This is a genomic window from Allostreptomyces psammosilenae, assembly GCF_013407765.1.
GTDB lineage: Bacteria > Actinomycetota > Actinomycetes > Streptomycetales > Streptomycetaceae > Allostreptomyces > Allostreptomyces psammosilenae.
Map to the genome: position 1 here is coordinate 96666 of NZ_JACBZD010000001.1, position 18651 is coordinate 115316.

General features: G+C 76.6%; 13 protein-coding genes. 8 read left to right on the forward strand and 5 right to left on the reverse strand.

What is annotated here, in order from left to right; genetic code table 11:
* Positions 1–8: 8 nt before the first annotated feature.
* Positions 9–2462: a DNA gyrase/topoisomerase IV subunit A gene (locus FHU37_RS00340; protein WP_179812232.1), complete on the reverse strand. Its 2454-nt coding sequence runs from the start codon at positions 2460–2462 to the stop codon at positions 9–11.
* A 241-nt stretch (positions 2463–2703) separates the two neighbouring features.
* Between FHU37_RS00340 and FHU37_RS00345 the strand changes: the two genes are divergently transcribed.
* From FHU37_RS00345 to FHU37_RS00355, 3 genes are all read left to right on the forward strand, one after another.
* Positions 2704–4137: a M16 family metallopeptidase gene (locus FHU37_RS00345; protein WP_179812233.1), complete on the forward strand. Its 1434-nt coding sequence runs from the start codon at positions 2704–2706 to the stop codon at positions 4135–4137.
* Between the two features lie 47 nt (positions 4138–4184).
* Positions 4185–5534, forward strand: a complete 1350-nt coding sequence (locus FHU37_RS00350; protein ID WP_179815913.1) for a M16 family metallopeptidase — start codon at positions 4185–4187, stop codon at positions 5532–5534.
* Between the two features lie 217 nt (positions 5535–5751).
* Complete coding sequence (locus FHU37_RS00355) at positions 5752–6576, forward strand: SHOCT domain-containing protein (RefSeq protein ID WP_179812234.1); 825 nt, start codon at positions 5752–5754, stop codon at positions 6574–6576.
* Between the two features lie 136 nt (positions 6577–6712).
* Here the strand turns inward: FHU37_RS00355 and FHU37_RS00360 are convergent, their stop codons facing one another.
* Positions 6713–6991: an HPr family phosphocarrier protein gene (locus FHU37_RS00360; RefSeq protein ID WP_179812235.1), complete on the reverse strand. Its 279-nt coding sequence runs from the start codon at positions 6989–6991 to the stop codon at positions 6713–6715.
* Between the two features lie 177 nt (positions 6992–7168).
* Between FHU37_RS00360 and FHU37_RS00365 the strand changes: the two genes are divergently transcribed.
* From FHU37_RS00365 to FHU37_RS00375, 3 genes are all read left to right on the forward strand, one after another.
* Positions 7169–10018 (forward strand): GNAT family N-acetyltransferase, encoded by a 2850-nt coding sequence (locus FHU37_RS00365; RefSeq protein ID WP_179812236.1) that lies wholly within the window; start codon positions 7169–7171, stop codon positions 10016–10018.
* Positions 10019–10189: 171 nt separating this feature from the next.
* Positions 10190–10774 carry a DUF5998 family protein gene (locus tag FHU37_RS00370; protein ID WP_179812237.1) on the forward strand — a complete coding sequence of 195 codons (585 nt, stop codon included), beginning with the start codon at positions 10190–10192 and terminating at the stop codon, positions 10772–10774.
* A 16-nt stretch (positions 10775–10790) separates the two neighbouring features.
* Complete coding sequence (locus FHU37_RS00375) at positions 10791–12008, forward strand: alkaline phosphatase family protein (protein ID WP_246450102.1); 1218 nt, start codon at positions 10791–10793, stop codon at positions 12006–12008.
* A 141-nt stretch (positions 12009–12149) separates the two neighbouring features.
* Here FHU37_RS00375 and FHU37_RS00380 read toward each other — a convergent pair whose 3' ends face one another.
* Positions 12150–12920 (reverse strand): VOC family protein, encoded by a 771-nt coding sequence (locus FHU37_RS00380; RefSeq protein ID WP_179812238.1) that lies wholly within the window; start codon positions 12918–12920, stop codon positions 12150–12152.
* Between the two features lie 533 nt (positions 12921–13453).
* On the opposite strand from FHU37_RS00380, the gene FHU37_RS27355 reads away from it, so the two are divergent.
* Entirely contained in the window at positions 13454–14455 is a 1002-nt protein-coding gene (locus tag FHU37_RS27355) for a sulfurtransferase (RefSeq protein ID WP_218903881.1), read from the forward strand.
* A gap of 114 nt (positions 14456–14569) precedes the next feature.
* Here the strand turns inward: FHU37_RS27355 and sepH are convergent, their stop codons facing one another.
* A complete protein-coding gene (gene sepH / locus FHU37_RS00395) occupies positions 14570–15622 on the reverse strand; it encodes a septation protein SepH (RefSeq protein WP_179812239.1) in 1053 nt (350 codons plus the stop codon).
* Between the two features lie 504 nt (positions 15623–16126).
* On the opposite strand from sepH, the gene FHU37_RS00400 reads away from it, so the two are divergent.
* On the forward strand, positions 16127–17101 hold the full coding sequence (locus tag FHU37_RS00400; RefSeq protein WP_179812240.1) for a hypothetical protein: 975 nt from the start codon (positions 16127–16129) through the stop codon (positions 17099–17101).
* A 16-nt stretch (positions 17102–17117) separates the two neighbouring features.
* Here FHU37_RS00400 and FHU37_RS00405 read toward each other — a convergent pair whose 3' ends face one another.
* Positions 17118–18461: an MFS transporter gene (locus FHU37_RS00405; protein ID WP_179812241.1), complete on the reverse strand. Its 1344-nt coding sequence runs from the start codon at positions 18459–18461 to the stop codon at positions 17118–17120.
* Positions 18462–18651: the final 190 nt, after the last annotated feature.

An 18651-nucleotide genomic window follows, 5' to 3' on the forward strand; every position in this document is an offset into this window, starting at 1 on the left:
GGGCCGGGTCAGCCCAGCGGGCCGGCGACGGCGCGCAGGTCGCCGCCGAGCGGGGTGCCGGAGCCGTCGCGGCGGGGATCCACGGCCGGCAGGGCGACGGGTTCGCCGTCGGCGGTGGCGCCGCGGGCGGGGGCGGGGCCGGCCCAGGCGAAGCGCAGCTCCCGTTCGCCGCGCAGGAACCGCTGGCAGCGCACGCCGCCGGTGGCGCGGCCCTTGCGGGGGTACTCGGCGAAGCCGGTCACCTTGACGCTGCCGAAGTCGGTGCCGGGCAGGGCCTCGGCGCCGGTCGCCACCGTGACCACCACCGCGTCGGCGGCCGGGTCGACGGCGGTGAAGGAGAGCACCCGGGCCTCGTCCGGGAGCTTGACGCCGGCCATGCCGGCGGCCGGGCGGCCCTGCGGGCGTACCGCGGAGGCGGGGAAGCGCAGCAGCTGCGCCTCGGAGGTGATGAACACCAGGTCCTCGTCGCCGGTGGCGAGCTCGACGGCGCCGACCAGCCGGTCGCCCTCGCGCAGGGTGATGACCTCCAGTTCGTCGCGGTTGGCCGGGTAGTCCGGGACCACCCGCTTGACGACGCCGCGTTCGGTGCCGAGCGCCAGGCCCGGGGAGGACTCGTCCAGCGAGGTCAGCGCGAGGACGCGTTCGTCGGGCGCGAGGTCGCCGCAGAACTCGGTGACCGGGGCGGCGTCGCCGGGGGTGAGCTGGCCGGCGCCGGCGGGCAGCAGCGGCAGGTCCACCACCTCCAGGCGGAGCAGGCGTCCGGCCGTGGTGACCGCGCCGACCTGGCCGCGGGTGGTGGTGCGGGCCTGGGAGACGAGCAGGTCGTGGGCGGCGCGTTCGGCGGGCCGGGGCGGCAGTTCGTCGGCGGCGGTGCGGGCGATCAGGCCGGTGGTGGAGAGCACGACGCGGCAGGGGGCGTCGGCCACCTGGAGCGGCACGGCCGCGGCGGGGGCGCCGGCGGACTCCAGCAGCACGGTGCGCCGCGGGGTGCCGAACTTCTTGGCGACCTTGCCGAGTTCGTCGGAGACGACCTTGCGCAGCAGGGTGTCGGACTCCAGGATCGCGGTGAGTTCGGCGATCTCCTCGCGCAGCCGCTCCCGCTCGGCCTCCAGCTCGACCCGGTCGAAGCGGGTGAGCCGGCGCAGCGGGGTGTCGAGGATGTACTGGGTCTGCACGTCGCTCAGTTCGAAGCGCTCCATCAGCCGTTCCTTGGCGACGGCGGCGTTGTCGCTGGAGCGGATGATGCGGATGACCTCGTCGATGTCGAGGAGCGCGACGAGCAGGCCGTCGACCAGGTGGAGGCGGTCGGCGCGCTTGCCGCGGCGGTGCTCGGAGCGGCGCCGGACGACCTCGAAGCGGTGGTCGACGTAGACCTGGAGGAGTTCCTTCAGGCCCAGGGTGAGGGGCTGGCCGTCGACCAGCGCCACGTTGTTGATGCCGAAGGTCTCCTCCATCGGCGTGAGCTTGTAGAGCTGTTCGAGGACGGCCTCGGGGTTGAAGCCGTTCTTGATCTCTATGACCAGCCGCAGCCCGTGCTCGCGGTCGGTGAGGTCCTTCAGGTCGGCGATGCCCTGGAGCTTCTTGGCCGAGACCAGGTCCTTGACCTTGGCGATGACCTTCTCCGGGCCGACGTTGTAGGGCAGTTCGGTGACGACGATGCCCTTGCGGCGCGGGGTGACGTTCTCGACGGTGGCGGTGGCGCGGATGCGGAAGGTGCCGCGGCCGGACTCGTAGGCGTCGCGGATGCCGGCGAGGCCGACGATGTGGCCGCCGGTGGGCAGGTCCGGGCCGGGCACGAAGCGCATCAGCGCCTCGAGGTCGGCGTTCGGGTGGCGGATGAGGTGGCGGGCGGCCTGCACGACCTCGCCGAGGTTGTGCGGGGGCATGTTGGTGGCCATGCCGACGGCGATCCCGGAGGCCCCGTTGACCAGCAGGTTGGGGAAGGCGGCGGGGAGCACGCCGGGTTCGTTCTCGCTGCCGTCGTAGTTGGGTCCGAAGTCGACGGTGTCCTCGTCGATGGACTCCACCATGAGGGTGGCGGCGGACGTCATGCGGCACTCGGTGTAGCGCATGGCCGCGGGCGGGTCGTCGTTGCCCAGGGAGCCGAAGTTGCCGTGGCCGTCGACCAGGGGCAGCCGCATGGAGAACGGCTGGGCCATGCGCACGAGGGTGTCGTAGATGGCGGTGTCGCCGTGCGGGTGGAGCCGCCCCATGACGTCGCCGACGACGCGGGCGCACTTGACGTGGCCGCGGTCGGGCCGCAGCCCCATCTCGTTCATCTGGTAGAGGATGCGGCGGTGCACCGGCTTGAGCCCGTCCCGCGCGTCTGGCAGGGCGCGGGAGTAGATGACGGAGTAGGCGTACTCCAGGAAGGAGCCCTGCATCTCGTCGACGACGTCGATGTCGAGGATGCGCTCCTCGAAGTCGTCCGGGGGAGGGGTCTTCGTAGTGCGACGGGCCATCGCTTGCCGATGCTCCTTGGTCTGCTTCGTCGTTCGTTCGTGGTCTGCTTCGTGGGGGTCGGGCGGCGGCTGCGGCGGGCGCCGCGGCGGTCGGCTGCCGTGCCGGCACGGAGCCGGGCCGGCTCCATTGTGGCGTGTGCTGCCGACACGCCCGCCCGCGACCCGGCAGGGTGGACCACAATGGCGCTTGCGAGTGCTCGAGTGACCCAAGCAACGTCAAGCAACCGGAAGGACGATACGGATGGCCAATCCGGCCACGGCCCAGGCGGCCACATCCGAGACAGCCGCGCCCGACGCGGCACAGACGGCGCGGGCCGCGGCGGCGCGGGGTGCCGGGTTCGAGGTGGTGGAGCACCGGCTCGGCAACGGGCTGCGCGTGGTGCTGTCCGAGGACCACCTCACGCCGGTCGCGGCGGTGTGCCTGTGGTACGACGTGGGCTCCCGGCACGAGCGCCCCGGCCGGACAGGGCTCGCGCACCTGTTCGAGCACCTGATGTTCCAGGGGTCGGCGAACGTGCCGGGCAACGGCCACTTCTCCCTGGTGCAGAACGCGGGCGGCTCGCTGAACGGCACCACGAGCTTCGAGCGCACCAACTACTTCGAGACCATGCCGGCGCACCAGCTGGAGCTGGCGCTGTGGCTGGAGGCGGACCGGATGGGTTCGCTGCTGGCCGCGCTGGACCAGGAGAGCCTGGACAACCAGCGGGACGTGGTCAAGAACGAGCGGCGGCAGCGCTACGACAACGTGCCGTACGGCACGGCCTGGGAGCGCCTGGTGGCGATGGTGTTCCCGGAGGGGCACCCGTACCACCACATGCCGATCGGGTCGATGGCGGACCTGGACGCGGCGTCGCTGGCGGACTGCCAGGAGTTCTTCCGCACCTACTACGCGCCGAACAACGCGGTGCTGTCGGTGGTCGGCGACATCGACCCGGAGCGCACGCTGGCCTGGGTGGAGAAGTACTTCGGCACCATTCCGGCGCACGACGCCAAGCCGGTGCCGCGGGACGGGTCCGCGCCGGGGCCGGTGGGCGCCGGCCGGGAGGAGGTCGTCGAGGCGGACGTGCCGTCGCGGGCGGTGATGGCGGCGTACCGGCTGCCGCACGACGGCACCCGGGAGGCGGACGCCGCGGACCTGGCGCTGACCGTGCTGGGGTCGGGGGAGTCCAGCCGGCTGCACAACCGGCTGGTGCGCCGGGACCGGCTGGCGGTGGTGGCCGGCTTCGGCATGATGCGGCTGGCGCAGGCGCCGTCGGTGGGCTGGCTGGACGTCAAGGCCTCCGGTGACGCCTCGGTGGCGGCGATGCGGGCGGCGGCCGACGAGGAGATCGCCCGCTTCGTGGCGGAGGGACCGACTCCGGAAGAGATGGAGCGGGCGCAGGCGCAGATCGAGCGGGAGTGGCTGGACCGGCTGGCGACGGTGGGCGGCCGGGCGGACGAGCTGTGCCGGTACGCGGTGCTGTTCGGCGATCCGAAGCTGGCGGTCACCGCGGTGGACCGGGCGCTGTCGGTGACGGCGGAGGAGGTGCGCGCCGTGGCCGCGCGGTACCTCGTGCCGGACAACCGGGCGGTGCTGACCTACGAGCCGACCGCTGTGGCCGATGAGGCGGACGAGGCGGAGGAGGCCGACGAGGCCGGTGCCGCCGCGGCCGTGCGCGACGAAGGGGAGATGTGATGACGGCGGTCGACACCGCGGCCGGGGACGGCCTGCCCGAGCCGGCGATGACCTTCCATCCGATGCCGCAGCCGGGCCCGGCCGCGCCGTGGGCGTTCCCGGTCCCGGAGCGCTCGGTGCTGGGCAACGGCATGACGGTGGTGCGCTGCCACCGCCCCGGGCAGAAGCTGGTGGCCGTGGAGGTGGTGCTGGCCGCGCCGCTGCACGCCGAGCCCGAGGGACTGGACGGCGTGGCCACGATCATGGCCCGGGCGCTGACCGAGGGCACCGGCGCCCGCGGCGCGGAGGAGTTCGCCGCGGCCCTGGAGCGCTGCGGGGCGACGATCGACGCGCAGGCGGACCACCCGGGCGTGCGGGTGTCCCTGGAGGTGCCGGCGTCCCGCCTGGAACAGGCCCTGGAGCTGGTGGCGGAGGCGCTGCGGGATCCGGCGTTCGCCGAGCCGGAGATCGAGCGCACGGTGGCCAACCGGCTCGACGAGATCGAGCACGAGCTGGCGAATCCGGCCCGGCGGGCGGCGATGGCGCTGTACGCGGAGCTGTTCCCGGCCGAGGACCGGATCTCCCGGCCGCGCCAGGGCAGCGCCGAGACGGTGCGGCGGATCGACCGGGCGGCCGTCGTGGACTTCTACTCCACGCACCTGCGGCCGGCCGGCGCCACCGTGGTGGTGGTCGGCGACCTGACCGGCATCGACCTGGAGCCGCTGCTGGAGGGCACGCTGGGCCGCTGGAAGGGCGAGCCGGGCCGCCCGGGCGCACTGCCGGCGGTGACCGCCTCGGACACCACCCGGGTGGTGATCGTGCACCGTCCCGGCTCGGTGCAGACCCAGCTGCTGCTGGGCCGGATCGGGCCGGACCGCTCGGATCCGGTGTGGCCGGCCCAGGTGGTCGGCACCTACTGCCTGGGCGGCACGCTCACCTCGCGGCTGGACGCGGTGCTGCGCGAGGAGAAGGGCTACACCTACGGCGTGCGGGCGTTCGCCCAGCCGCTGCGCACCACCGCCCTGCTGGGGATCAGCGGTTCGGTGGCCACCGAGGTGACCGCCCCGGCGCTGGAGGACACCTTCACGGTGCTGCGCACCCTGGCGGCGGAGGGGCTGACCGACGAGGAGCGCGACGCGGCCGTGCAGAACCTGGTCGGGGTGGCGCCGCTGAAGTTCGAGACGGCGGCGGTGGTGGCGGACACCTTCGCGGACCAGATCGAGCAGGGCCTGCCCGACGACTACCAGGCGGAGCTGTACCTGCGGATCGCCGAGGCCAGCACGCGGGAGGCGAGTGACGCGGTGGTGGCGGCGTTCGTGCCGGAGCGGCTGGTGGTGGCGCTGGTGGGCGACGCCGACCAGATCGCCGAGCCGGTGCGGGCGCTGGGCATCGGCGAGGTGCGGGTGATCGGCGGCTGACCGCGGCAGCGGCGACCGGCGGCCGGCCCGGCGGCCCGGGCGGGGTGGACGGCCCCGGGCGCCCCGGGGGGTGACCGGGCCGCCGGCGTGCCTGGCGGATCGGGTGGCGGGGGCGGACGATGGAGACATCGGCCGCCCCCGCCGCCTTCGGTCCGGCACCGGTGCCGCCGCGGCGGGGCGCCGGCCGGGAACGAGCCGCACGGAAGGAGCCGCGACCATGGCGAACGGCCCGGCGCCGCCCCCGCCGGGAGGCGCTCCACCGGACCCGGCCGTGCCCGAGCCGCCCGCGCCGCCGGAACCGCCCGAGCGGACCGGGCCGCTCGGCCCGGTCGACGTGATGGCGCTCGCCTTCCCCGGGACGGTCCTCGATCCGGCGCTCGCCGAGCACTTCGGCCGGGTGCTGCTGCACGGCGCGGTGGAGCCGCTGGACGCGGTGGTGGTGCGCAGGGAGCCGGACGGCCGGGTCACCACCGGCGAGCTGGAGGGCGAGCCCGGTTTCCAGCACCTGGCGGAGGAACTGCACGGCGGCGGCACGGTCGGGCTGCTCACCGGGGAGCACCTGGTGGCCGTCGGGGAGGTGATGGAGCCGGGCAGCGTGGTGGTGCTGCTGGTGCTGGAGAACGTCTGGGCGCGCGAGGTGGCCGGGGCCATCCGCTCCGTGGGCGGCCGGCTGCTCACCTCCACCCGGCTGGGCCACGAGCAGGCCCCCGACCTGCCGACGCTGCGGCGCCGGCAGCGGGCCGCGCAGGAGGCCGCCGCCCGCCGGCTGCGCGGGGAGCGGGCCGAGGCGGCCCGGGCGCAGCTGCGCAACCCGTTCGCCATGGGCGAGCCGGGGGCGCAGGTGGTGGCCGGGGAGGCCGGGCTGTCCGCGCACCCGCCGCCGGAGGACACCCACGGGCCACCGGAGGCGGAGCCGTTCGACGAGCTGCTGCGGCTGGCGGACCTGCACGCGGCCGGTGAGCTGACCGACGGGGAGTACGCGGAGCTGAAACGCCGGCTGCTGGCCGAGTGGCGCCGGCCGGGCGGCCCGGCGGGCGGCTGACGGCCGGCGGGTGAGGGCGGCCTGGACGCGCCACGGCCCGGCGGATCGCCTGGGGCGACCCACCGGACCGTGGGGGAGCGGGCGACGGGGCCAGGCGTGCGGCGCGGCGCGCCCCGCCCCCGGCCGTGAGCCGGTCTCAGTCGGCCGGCAGCTCGTCCAGGCCCTCGGCGACCAGCCGGGCCAGCCGGTCCAGTGCCGCGTCCGCGCCCTCGGCGTCGGAGGCCAGCACGACCTCCTCGCCGCCCTGCGCGCCGAGACCGAGCACCGCCAGCATGCTGGCCGCGTTGACCGGGGCACCGTCGGCCTTGGCGATGGTGACCGGCACGCCGGCAGCCGTGGCGGCCTTGACGAAGATGGAGGCGGGACGGGCGTGCAGGCCCTCGGCCCAGCCGACGGTGACACGGCGCTCAGCCATGGTGTGCTGCCTTTCCAGTGACGAAGGACGCGTGACCGACCGGGCCTCGGCGCCAGGGCCCCGTCACCCGGATTGGTCTCTACCAGTGTCACACGGCGGGGCGGATGCTCCACGCCCGCGCGGTGCCCGGGGACGCCCGGGGGGACGCCGGGCGCCGCGGTGTCTATCCTCGGCCTCGTGGGAAGCGGTGAGCCAGGCGGACCTCGCGGCGCCGGTGCCGGCGCCGAGGCCCCGGACGACCACGGACTGCCCTACCCGGCGCACTGGGAGGCGGACGTGCTGCTCCGCGACGGCGGGGCGGCGCACGTGCGCCCGATCCGGCCCGACGACGCCGGCCGCCTGGTGGACTTCTACGCCGCCGTCTCCGACGAGTCCAAGTACTACCGGTTCTTCGCGCCCTACCCCCGGCTGTCCAGCGCCGACGTGCACCGCTTCACCCACCACGACTACGTGGACCGGGTCGGCCTGGCCGCGACGGTGGGCGGCGAGTTCATCGCCACCGTGCGCTACGACCGGCTGCCGCCGGCCGAGGCCGGCGGGCGCACCGACGTCGCCGAGGTGGCCTTCCTGGTGCAGGACGCCCACCAGGGCCGCGGGGTGGCCTCGGCCCTGCTGGAGCACATCGCGGCGGCGGCCCGGGAGCGCGGGGTGCGCCGCTTCATCGCCGAGGTGCTGCCCGGCAACCGCCGGATGACCAAGGTGTTCACCGACGCCGGCTACACCCAGCGGCGCAGCTTCGTGGACGGCAGCTACCACCTGGAGCTGGACCTGGAGCCGACCGAGGCGCTGCGGCGGGTGATGCGTGACCGGGAGCACCACGCCGAGGCGCTGTCGGTGCAGCGGCTGCTGCACCCCTCCTCGGTGGCGGTGGTCGCCGGGGCGCGGCCGGGCGGCCCGGGCACCGGCCTCGGCCGGCTGCTGGCCGGCAACCTGGTGGCCGCCGGTTTCGCCGGGCCGGTCCACCTGGTCGGGCCGGGCGAGTCGACGGCCACGCTGGCCGAGGTGCCGGGCCGGATCGACCTGGCGGTGCTGGCCGTCCCCCTGGACGCGGCCCGGCCGCTGGTCGTCGAGTGCGGCGCCAAGGGGGTGCAGGGCATCGTCCTGCCGCTGCGCCCGCAGGAGTCGGGCGGCGGGCCGGCCGCCGGTGACGCCGCGGCCGGCCCGGGCGGTGCCGCCGGGGCGGCGGGGGGTGGGGGTGCGGTGGCCCCGGGGAGGCAGGCCCGGCAGCGGGCGCTCCAGCGTGACCTGGTCCGGCTCGCCCGCTCCCACGGCATGCGGGTGCTCGGCCCGGACGCCTTCGGCCTGGTCAACACCGATCCGGCGGTGCGGCTGAACGCCACCCCGGCCCGCGGGCTCCCGGCGCCCGGCGGGGTGGGCCTGTTCACCCAGTCGGCCGGCATCGGGGCCGCGCTGCTGGACGCCGCCACCCGCCGCGGGGTGGGGCTGAGCACCTTCGCGTCGGTCGGCAACCGGGTGGACGTCTCCGGCAACGACCTGCTGCAGTACTGGGCCGAGGACCCGGCGACCCGGGTGGTCGCCATGTACCTGGAGTCCTTCGGCAACCCGCGCAAGTTCACCCGGCTCGCCCGGCGGATCTCCCGCACCAAGCCGGTCGTCGTGGTGAAGGGGGCGCGGCACCTGGGCAGCGTGCCGGCCGGCCACGCCGTGCCGGCCCGACCGGTCCCCGAGGAGACCGTGACGGCGCTGTTCCGGCAGGCCGGCGTGGTGCGTGTGGACACCCTCACCCAGCTGCTGGACACCGTCGCCCTGCTGGTGTCCCAGCCGTTGCCGGACGGCGACCGGGTCGCCATCGTCGGCAACTCCGGGGCACTCGGCCTGATCGCCCGCGACGCCTGCCTGTCCGCGGGGCTGCGCCCGCTGCCGCCGGTGGAGCTGCCGACCGCGGCGGACCCGGACGTGGTCCGCGCGGCCGTCGCCCGGGCGCTGGAGGATCCGGCGGTGGACGCGGTGCTGGCGGTCGTCGCGCCGCCCTACGGCTGGGACGGCGGCGCCACCGGCGAGCCGGACGGCGACCACCGCCGCGGCGGAGGCGTCCCCGGGCCGGCCCCCGCCCCGGACCAGCGGATCCCCGACCACCGGGACGGGGGCCACCGGGACCCGGACCGGCCGGACCCGGATCCGGCCGGGGCGCTGCTGCGGGCCGTGCGCGGCGCCCGCGCGGACGCCCCCGGCGGGGCGCGGCGGCCGCTGCTGGTGGCCCGGGCCTGGACCACCGGCCCGCGCGAGGCGCCGGCTCCGGGCGAGGCTCCGGCTCCGGGCGAGGGGGGCGCCGCCCTCGCCCCGGTGTTCCCGGCGCCGGAGCGGGCGGTGCAGGCGCTGGCCGAGGCGGTGCGGCACGCGGCCTGGCGCCGCGAGGCCGAGCGGCCCGGCCAGGTGCCCCGGCTCGACGGCGTGGACGAACCGGCCGCCCGGGCCCTGGTGCGCTCCGTGCTCGCCGGCCTCGGTCCGGCCCCGGCGCCGGACCAGCCGGTGCGCCCGCACCGGGTCGACGACACCATCGCCGCGGGGCTGCTCGCCGCCTACGGAATCGAGCCGGGTGGCCCTCCGCGGCCGGACGCCGCCCGGCCCGGCGGCGGGCCGGAGGGCCGCCCGGCGGACGCGGCGGCGCCGGGGCGGGTGGACCTGCGGGTGGCCGCGACGGTGGATCCGGTCGCCGGCGAGGTGCTCTCCCTCGGCCTGTCCGGGCCGCTGGGGACCCTGCTCGGGGACGTCGGCCACCGGCTGCTGCCGGCCACCGAGCGGGACGTGGCGGCGCTGGTCAGGTCGGTGCGGGCCGCCCCGCTGCTGTTCGGCGAGGTGGGCGGGCCGCCGCTGGACGTGCCGGCGCTGAGCGACCTGCTGCTGCGGCTGGCCCGGCTGATGGAGGACCTGCCCGAGGTCACCGCCGTGGAGCTGGATCCGGTGCGGGTGGCCCGGCGCGGGGTGACCGTCGGCGGCGTCGTGGTGCGGGTCGCGCCGCCCCCCGCCCGGGCGGATCTCGGGCCCCGCACCCTGCCGCTGTTCTGAGCCCGGCCGTTCCCGGCCGCGCCGGTGGAGCCCCCGCCGCGCGCCGTCCGGCCCCGGCGCGCCTCCCGCGGGCCCCGCGCGGGTCCCGGCGCGTCCGCCGGCGCGGCGGTGCGGACCCCGGTGCCCGGGCCGGCGGACCCGGCACCGCCCGGGGGATGCCAGGATAGAGCCATGGCCAAGACCGGTATCACGTCCCAGGGGCTGCGCGCCGCGATCGAGCGCAGCGGCTACTACCCCGCGGTGGTCGCGGACGCGGTGGAGGACGCGGTCGGCGGCGCACCGGTCCGCGCATACCTCGTGTACCAGGAGACCACCTTCGAGTCCGCCGAGCTGCGCCGGCACGTCACCGTGCTGGTGCTGGCCGGCAGCCGGCTCGTGGTGAGCCACACCGACGAGCACGGCGCGGACGGTTCCTCGCCGCAGCCGTACGCCACCACCCTCAGCGAGTCCGTGGCGCTGAACCAGATCAAGTCGATCTCGGTCAACCGCATGGTGGCCGACCCGGCGCAGCACAAGCCCGGCGCGCTGCCCTGCGAGGTCTACCTCACGGTGTCCTGGGGCACCCAGCACCGCATCGACCTGGAGCCGGCGCGCTGCCCCGACCCCAACTGCGAGGCCGACCACGGCTACCACGGCACGGCCGCCGGCGACGACGTGCAGGTGCGGGTCAGCGAGGCGGCCGACGGCCCGGAGGCGGTGGCCGAGGCCCTGGACTTCGCGCGGGTGCTCTCCACCGCGCTCGCGGCGCTGGACTGATCCGCCGGTGGACGACCTGACCGGCCGGCCGCTGCTGTCGGCCCCGCGCCCCACCCCGCCCCACCTGCTGTCCGCCCCCGTGCCGGCCTACGGGACGGCGTCGCTGTGCGACGTGCTGCCGGCCGCGGTGCACGGCTTCGACCTCCCGGCCGGCCCCGGCGACGCCTGGCCGTCCACCGGGCTGCGGCTGCCGGCGGCCGACCGGGTCTGCGTGTTCCTGGTGGACGGCCTCGGCTGGGAGCAGCTGCGGGCCCACCCCGCGGAGGCGCCGTTCCTGACCTCCCTGCTGGACACCTCGCTGGCCGGTTCCGGCCAGCCGATCACCGCGGGCTTCCCGGCGACCACGGCGACCTCGCTGGCGTCGGTCGGCACCGGACTGCCGCCGGGTGAGCACGGCCTGGTGGGGTACACGGTGGCGGCGCCCGGGGCCCGGGGGGGCCGGCGGGAGCTGATGAACCAGCTGCGCTGGCAGCCGTGGCGGGAGCCGGCGCACTGGCAGCCGCACCCGACGGTGTTCCGGCTGCTGGAGCGGGCCGGGGTCACCACCGGGCAGGTCTCCCTGCCGATGTTCGCGCACACCCCGCTGACCCAGGTCGCGCTGAGTGGCGGAACGTTCCTGGGGCGCGAGTCCGGCGAGGAGCGGATGGACACGGCGGCCGCGCTGCTGGCCGGGGCGGACCGCGCGCTGGTGTACACGTACTACAGCGACCTGGACCGGGCCGGGCACCAGCACGGCGTGGACTCCGACGAGTGGCGGGGGCAGCTGATGCGGGTGGACACCCTCGCCCGGCGGCTGGCCGAGCGGCTCCCGCCGCGCTCGGCGCTGTACGTCACCGCCGACCACGGCATGATCGACGTGCCCGAGGAGGGCCGGATCGACTTCGACGAGGACTGGGAGCTGCGCGCCGGGGTGGAGCTGCTCGGCGGGGAGGGCCGGGCCCGCCACGTGTACGCGGTGCCGGGGGCGGCCGCGGACGTGCTCGCGGTGTGGAGCGAGGTGCTCGGCGAGGAGATGTGGGTGGCCAGCCGGGAGGAGGCCGTCGAGGCCGGCTGGTTCGGGCCGCGGGTGGCGGACCGGGTGCGCGGGCGGATCGGTGACGTGGTGGCCGCCGCCCGGGCGGACGTCGCCGTGGTGGCCTCCCGCGCCGAACCGGGGGAGACCTCCATGGTGGGCCTGCACGGTTCGATGACGCCCACCGAACAGCTGGTCCCGCTGCTGCAGGTACTCACCTGAGGGCGCCGCCGCCCGTTGTTCCGTGCCGAAGGGGCACGGAACAACGGGCGGATTCGCGGACGGATATCGGAAAAAGAAAAAGGGATCGGTCAGACGGGATCGGTTGGGCCTGAATAAGGAAAACGCGCCGTCGCCGGCCGGTCAGCGGGCGATCAGCGCGAAGGGGACGCCGGCCGGGTCCACGACGGTGGCCCGCCGGCCGTAGGGGGTGTCGTGCGGCGCGGTGCGCACCCGGCCGCCGAGTTCGACGGCGCGGTGCACCGACGCGTCGGTGTCGGCGGTGCCGAAGTGCACCATCCAGAACGGCGCCCCGTCGTCCGGGAAGTCCTCCGCGCTGCCGTGCACTCCGGCCACCGGGGTGTCGCCGCCGGGGGGAACGAGGTGGACGTGGTCGGCCTCCTCGGGGACCGGTTCGGCGTGCAGGTCGAAGACCCGCTCGTAGAACCAGAGCACGTCGCTGGTCTTCCGGGTCACCAGTTCGCTCCACACCACGCTGCCGGGCTCGCCGAGCACGTCCGCGCCGATCATGCGGTGGGCCTCCCACACGCCCAGCATCGAGCCCTGCGGGTCGGCCGCCAGCACCGTGCGGGCGTGCGGGCCGGCGTCCAGCGGGCCGACGGCGACGGTGCCGCCGCACTCGCGGATGCGCTCGGCGATCTCGTCCGCGCTGTCCGCGGCCAGGTAGGTGGTCCACACGACGGGGACCCGTCGGGCGCCGGTGACGGCCGCGAGCCCGGCGACCCGCTTGCCGTCGCGCAGGGCGACCCGGTAGTCCCCGACCTCCTTCGGGCCGGGGGCGAAGGTCCAGCCGAACAGGCCGCCGTAGAAGGCCTCGGCGGCGTCCGGTTCCCGTGTGGAGAGGCTCACCCAGCACGGGGTGCCCTGCTGGCGCGGGGGTGGTGCCTGACTCATCCGTGTCTCCTCGTCTCGGGTCAGCGCCGACGAGCACCACAGCCGATGCTGCCACCTGATCTCGCCGGACGCTTCTCGACGTGCCGTGCCGCCTCGCACCGCCGCGCCGGGCGGGGTGCCGCCGGAGGCGTGGCGCCGGCGGTTCCCCTCGGGCGGCGCTCCGACCGCGTGCGGCCGGGCGCCCCGTGGTGGGGGCCGGTGCCCTCCGACGCGCCCGCGCCGGCCGTGGTGACGGCGGGTCGGCGTTTCGCGGCGGGGAGGGCGCGTGCGACCCCGGGGTGTGGCGGGGCGGCACGGCTCCGGGCGCCGCGGTCACTGCCACCCTTCCCCGGGGGTGAGGCGTCCACTCCCACGACGTTCGAATCGGGTGGTTCGCCAGGGACGGATGGGGGAGGAGGGGGCCGCTGGCCAGCGTCGACCGGGTGGCGCGGCCGGGAGGGCTGACGTCCGGTCAGCCGCCGTCGGGGCGCCACGCCGGGCGGCGCCGCACCGGCGCCGCCCGGAGGGTCGGCCGGGGCGGCACAATGGCCGGCATGCAGCCGTTGATCTCCGTGCCGGAACTCGCCGCCGACCTCGCCTCGGGCGTGCCGGACCGCGTCCCCGTCCTGCTCGACGTGCGCTGGCGGCTCGGCGCTCCCCCCGGGGAGGGCGCCGAGCGCCACGCCCGCGGCCACCTGCCCGGTGCCCGGTTCGTCGACCTCGACACCGAGGTGTGCGGCCCGCCGGGGAGCGCCGGCCGGCACCCGCTGCCGGGGGCGGAGGCGTTCGCGGCGGCGATGCGGCGCGCCGGGGTGCGGGCCGGGGCGGACGTGGTGGTCTACGACGACGGCGGCGGTTCGGCGGCGGCCGCGCGGCTGTGGTGGACGCTGCGCTGGTTCGGCCACCACTCGGTGCGGGTGCTGGACGGCGGCCTCGCCGCCTGGGAGGCCGCCGGGCAGCCGCTCACCGCGGAGCCGGCGCCCGCCGCGGAGGGGGACTTCGTCGCCGTGCCGGGCGGGATGCCGGTGCTGGACGCGGACGGGGCGGCCCGGCTGGCCGCGGGCCGCGGGTTGCTGCTGGACGCCCGGGCCCCGGAGCGGTACCGGGGCGAGGTGGAGCCGGTGGACCCGGTGGCCGGGCACGTGCCGGGGGCGATCAACCTGCCGGCGGGGGAGCTGCTGGACCCGATGGGGCGGGTGCTGCCCCCGGAGACGCTGGTCAGCCGGTTCGTGGAGCGGGTGACGGCGGCCGGGGTGCCGTGGGAGCTGACGGTCTCCGCGCGGGAGGAGTCGGCCTCCATCGACGCCGCTCCCCGCGGCGCCGGCCCGGACGCGGCGGACGTGGCCCGCCGGTCGGGGGCGGAGCCGGGGGGTGCCCGGCCGGCGCCCGAGGCGGAGCCGCGGGTGGGGGCCTACTGCGGCTCGGGGGTGTTCGCCGCGCTGGAGGTGCTGGCGCTGCGGTCCGCGGGCGTGCCGGCCGCCCTGTACGTCGGGTCGTGGAGCGAGTGGACGGCGTCCGGGGACCGGCCGGTCGCCACCGGGCCCGAGCGGGGGTAGGGCACCGGCGGGCAGTGCCTGCCGGGCAGGGGCCGGGTACACGGCACGGGGCCGCCCGTCGCCGACCGTTCCGCGCGGCGCGCGGCGGTCGGGGAGGGCGGCCCCGGCGGTGCGTCAGTCCTGGTTCTTGCGGCGGGAACCGAAGACGATCTCGTCCCAGCTCGGCACGGTGGCCCGGCGGCCGGGCAGGACGCCGTCCGCCTCGGCCTGCCGGTCGGTGGTGCCGACCAGGCGCTCCCGGTGCGGGCTGACCGAACGCGGCATCAGCACGTCCGCGTAGGCGGAGCCGGCGCCCACCGCCGGCGGCTGCTCTGCCGTCTCGGGGTACTCGACCGGTTCGGTGGCGCCGTCCGGCACCGCCATCTCCCCGCGCAGCCCGGGCACCACGTCGAGCAGGCTGGTCAGCGCGTCGTGGTCCTCGTCCGGGAGGTCGACCTGCTCGCGCGCCGGGTCCGCGACGGCGCCGGCCGCGGTCCGCTCGCCGGAGCGGTCCGGCCGGGGAACCGAGCGGTCCACCCGGGGCAGCCGGGCGATCCTCGGCACGAACGGGTAGCTGGGCTCGACGGCCTCCAGCGTCTCCCCGATGAGGGAGCGCGCCTCGTCGTCGCTGGCCTGCACCAGCCGCCGGGGCGGGTCGTACGTCCAGGTCGCCAGGTGCTGCTCGCCGCCGGCCAGGAAGGACAGGGTGACCTGCCAGGTGCCGTCGTCGTGCCGCCAGGAGTCCCACTGCACGCTGTCCCGGTCGGCGCCGCGCAGCAGCAGCCGTTCGGCGACCGCGTCGCCCAGCTGGGGCCCGCTGCTCTCGCCGTGCCGGCGGACCGGCGTCTTGCGGGCCCGCTCGGCCATGAAGGCGCGCTCGGCGAGGACCGGCCCCTCGAAACGCCGCACCCGCTCCACGGAGATGCCGGCGAGCTGCGCGACCTCCTCGGCGGTGGCGCCCGCTCGTATCCGGGCCTGGATGTCCCGGGGGCGGAGGTGGCTCTCGACCTCGATCTGGCCGAGCCGGGCGCGGTCGTTGCGGACGGCGGCGCGCAGCCGCTCGTCGATCGGGAGGGTGTACTCCGTGTTGTCGGCAGCCTTCAGCACCAGCCGTGTGCCGTCGTTGCTGACGGCCACGACACGCAGTTCGGGCATGGGGACCTCCCGGGTGGTGCCTGCCGACGTCACCTGTGTCGCTACTCCTGTTACGAGTGTGACTTGCCCGGGCCCGACCCGCCACCACCTTGGCCGGTGACCCGGCGTGTCGCCGCTGTACGACCGACCGCGTGGTGTGGCACGGTTACGAGCTTGTGCCGGTTCCGGTGCCGACCGCACCGCACCGGTTCGCTCCCCTCCTCGACAATGCCTGACCGTCCTGGGTGCCGTCCGGGGCTCTCGGCGCTGTGGGCGGATCCGTGGAGCCGTCGGCGGTCCAGACGTACCCACAGTACTCCATTCGGCCCATGAAGTGGGGAGCATCGCGATGGACGGCGGGTTGCCGCAGGGCAGTTGACGGGGCGGGAGTTGGCGTCCGGTCGGAATGTGATCCGCGACAGATGTGACGTGACAGAACAATTGGTGATTTGATTCACAGATTGTCCGCTTTTGGAACGTTAGTCACGTGCCATCGTTCCTATCTGATGGAAATCGCCCGTTCGGGCTCCGGCCGAGCGAGGGAACCTGAGGGAGGACATGGACGACGAGGAGAAGCGGACCAAACTGGAGCTCAGCCCCACCCAGGTGACGGCCAGCGCGCTGGCCGCGGTCATCGGCGCGGTGGCGGCCTCCGGCCTCGGCGTGTACGGCACCTTCGCCGGCGCCGCGGTGGTGAGCGTGTGCGCCACGATCGGCACCGCCACCATCCAGCACGCGTTCACCCGCGCCCGCAGCCGGCTCGGCCGGACCGCCGGTCATCGGCGCGCCACCGCGCCGGCCGCCCCCGGCGAGACCCTGCCGCTGCCGGTGGTGGGGGAGCCGGGCGAGGGGCCCGCCGCGCCGGAGTGCGCCGTCGGGAAGCGGAGCGGTGCCGGCGGCTGGCGACGCCGGGGGACCACCGCGGCCGCCGTCTTCCTGACCGCCGTGGTCGGCATCACCGTGCTGGAGGTCGCCTCGGGCGGCTCCATGGCCAGCTGGTTCGGCACCGACCGCGCCGACGGGCCGTCCATCGCCTCGGTGTGGCGGTCCGGCGGCGACTCGCGGCCCGAGCCGCCCGCGGGGACCGGGTCCGACCCGGCGTCCCCCTCCGCCGACCCGACCGGCTCCGGCGGCGACCAGCCGGACCCGGAGCCGTCGTCCGCCGAGCCGGAGGCCGCCTCCTCGGATTCGGCCACCCCCACCGACCCGGACTCCTCCGCGGGGAGCGAGCCGGCCGCCACGCCCTCCCCGGCGCCCTCCGACGGCTCCGCCGGCGACACCGGCCAGGACACCGGCGACGACCAGGAGCCCGAGGAGGCCACCGGGAGCCCGGGGCCGGGCACCGACACCGGCGCCGCCCCCACCGAGGGCGCCGACACCCCCGGCACCGAGGAGACCACCGGCGGGACCGACGGCGGGGCCGCCCCGGACGACTCGACGGACCAGGGCGCCGCCTCCGGCACCGACGCCGGCTCCGGCGGCGACGCCGAGGCGGTCACCGGCGCCCGATCGGCCGCCGGCGCCGGGTCCTGAGCCCGGGCCGGGCGCCTCAGCGCCCGCCGTCGTCCACGGCGTGCCCGGCCGGCGCCGCCGCGGCGCCGGCCCCCGAGCCCGCCGGCAGCTCGTCGCGGACCTCCCCGTCGGATCCCGACGGCCCCCCGGACGCCACCGGCACAGACGGCTCCCGCTTCGGCGGGGTCAGCAGGCGGCCGCCCAGCAGCGCCAGGACGGCCGCGATCGCCGCGGCGGCCACCGGCACCCAGAAGGCCGTCCGGGCGCCGTAGCCGTCGATCACCCAGCCCGACACCGAGGAACCGGCCGCCACCCCCGCGGCGAGCCCGGTCGTGGTCCACGTCATGCCCTCGGTGAGCTTGCTCGGCGGCACCAGCCGCTCGGTCAGCGCCGTCACGGTGATCATGGTCGGCGAGATGCACAGCCCCATCAGGAAGCCGGCGGCGGACAGCAGCGGGAGGTTGGTGACGAACAGCAGCGGCACCGTGCCCAGCGCCATCGCCAGCACGCCCAGCTGGAAGCGGCGGGCCGGCGGGCCGGACGGCTTCAGCAGGCCGAACAGCAGGGCGGCCAGGCAGCTGCCGCCGGCGAAGCAGGCCAGCGCCACGCTCGCCCACTCCGTCTGGCCCAGTTCGTCCGCGAACGCCACCACCGTCACGTCCACCGCGCCGAAGATCGCGCCGGTGGCCAGGAACGTCACCACCAGCAGCCGCAGGCCGGCGCTGCGGATCGCCGACCCGCCGTCGCCGTCCCCGTCCGCGGCGCCGGCCGCGTCCCGGAGCCGGGCCCGCACCGGCGGCTCGGTGCGCCGCTGCGCCACGAACAGCGTGACGCCCACGGCCAGCAGGACGCCGGCCGCGGCCGGCCCGGCCTCCGGGAACACCTGGGTGCACAGCCACACCGACACGATCGGACCCAGGATGAAGGTCAGCTCGTCCAGCACGGCCTCGAAGGAGTAGGCCGTGTGCAGCCGAGGCGTGCCCCGGTGCACCTCGACCCAGCGGGCCCGCACCATGGCGCCCATGTTGGGCGCGCTGCCGGCCAGCACCGCGAACGGGAATAGGGTCCACGACGGCGCGTCCAGGCGCGCGCACAGCAGCAGGCCGACCACCCCGGCCAGCGCCAGCGCCGAGGACGGCAGCAGCACCCGGCGCTGCCCGTGCCGGTCCACCAGGCGGGAGATCTGCGGGGCGATCACCGCGGCGGCCAGCGCCAGGGTGGCCGACACCGCTCCGGCGAGCCCGTAGGCGCCCTCGCGCGCGGAGAGCATGGTGACGACGCCGATGCCGAGCATCGACACCGGCATGCGGGCCACGAAGCCCGCGGAGGAGAAGCCGAGGGTTCCGGGCGCGCGGAATATCTCGCGGTAGGGACTGGGCACGGGGGCTCCGAAGTGACGGGAGGGGCCGGACGGGCGCCGGCCTCGCGCTGGCGGGGTGGTGGAGGGGGAGCGGAAACGCTCGACCGATACAGGCTAAGGCGCCGTGCAAACGATTTCTTCCGCCTTTTCCGGCCGGGCCCCGGCGCGGCGGCCGGCGTCGCCCGTACGCGCGGGCCCGGGCGTGCGGCCC

Bases quoted from the DNA above. Each gene is read 5' to 3' on its own strand.
- FHU37_RS00340 (WP_179812232.1), bottom strand. From the start codon at position 2,462: ATGGCCCGTCGCACTACGAAGACCCCTCCCCCGGACGACTTCGAGGAG.
- FHU37_RS00345 (WP_179812233.1), top strand. From the start codon at position 2,704: ATGGCCAATCCGGCCACGGCCCAGGCGGCCACATCCGAGACAGCCGCG.
- FHU37_RS00350 (WP_179815913.1), top strand. From the start codon at position 4,185: ATGACCTTCCATCCGATGCCGCAGCCGGGCCCGGCCGCGCCGTGGGCG.
- FHU37_RS00355 (WP_179812234.1), top strand. From the start codon at position 5,752: ATGGCGAACGGCCCGGCGCCGCCCCCGCCGGGAGGCGCTCCACCGGAC.
- FHU37_RS00360 (WP_179812235.1), bottom strand. From the start codon at position 6,991: ATGGCTGAGCGCCGTGTCACCGTCGGCTGGGCCGAGGGCCTGCACGCC.
- FHU37_RS00370 (WP_179812237.1), top strand. From the start codon at position 10,190: ATGGCCAAGACCGGTATCACGTCCCAGGGGCTGCGCGCCGCGATCGAG.
- FHU37_RS00380 (WP_179812238.1), bottom strand. From the start codon at position 12,920: ATGAGTCAGGCACCACCCCCGCGCCAGCAGGGCACCCCGTGCTGGGTG.
- FHU37_RS27355 (WP_218903881.1), top strand. From the start codon at position 13,454: ATGCAGCCGTTGATCTCCGTGCCGGAACTCGCCGCCGACCTCGCCTCG.
- FHU37_RS00400 (WP_179812240.1), top strand. From the start codon at position 16,127: ATGGACGACGAGGAGAAGCGGACCAAACTGGAGCTCAGCCCCACCCAG.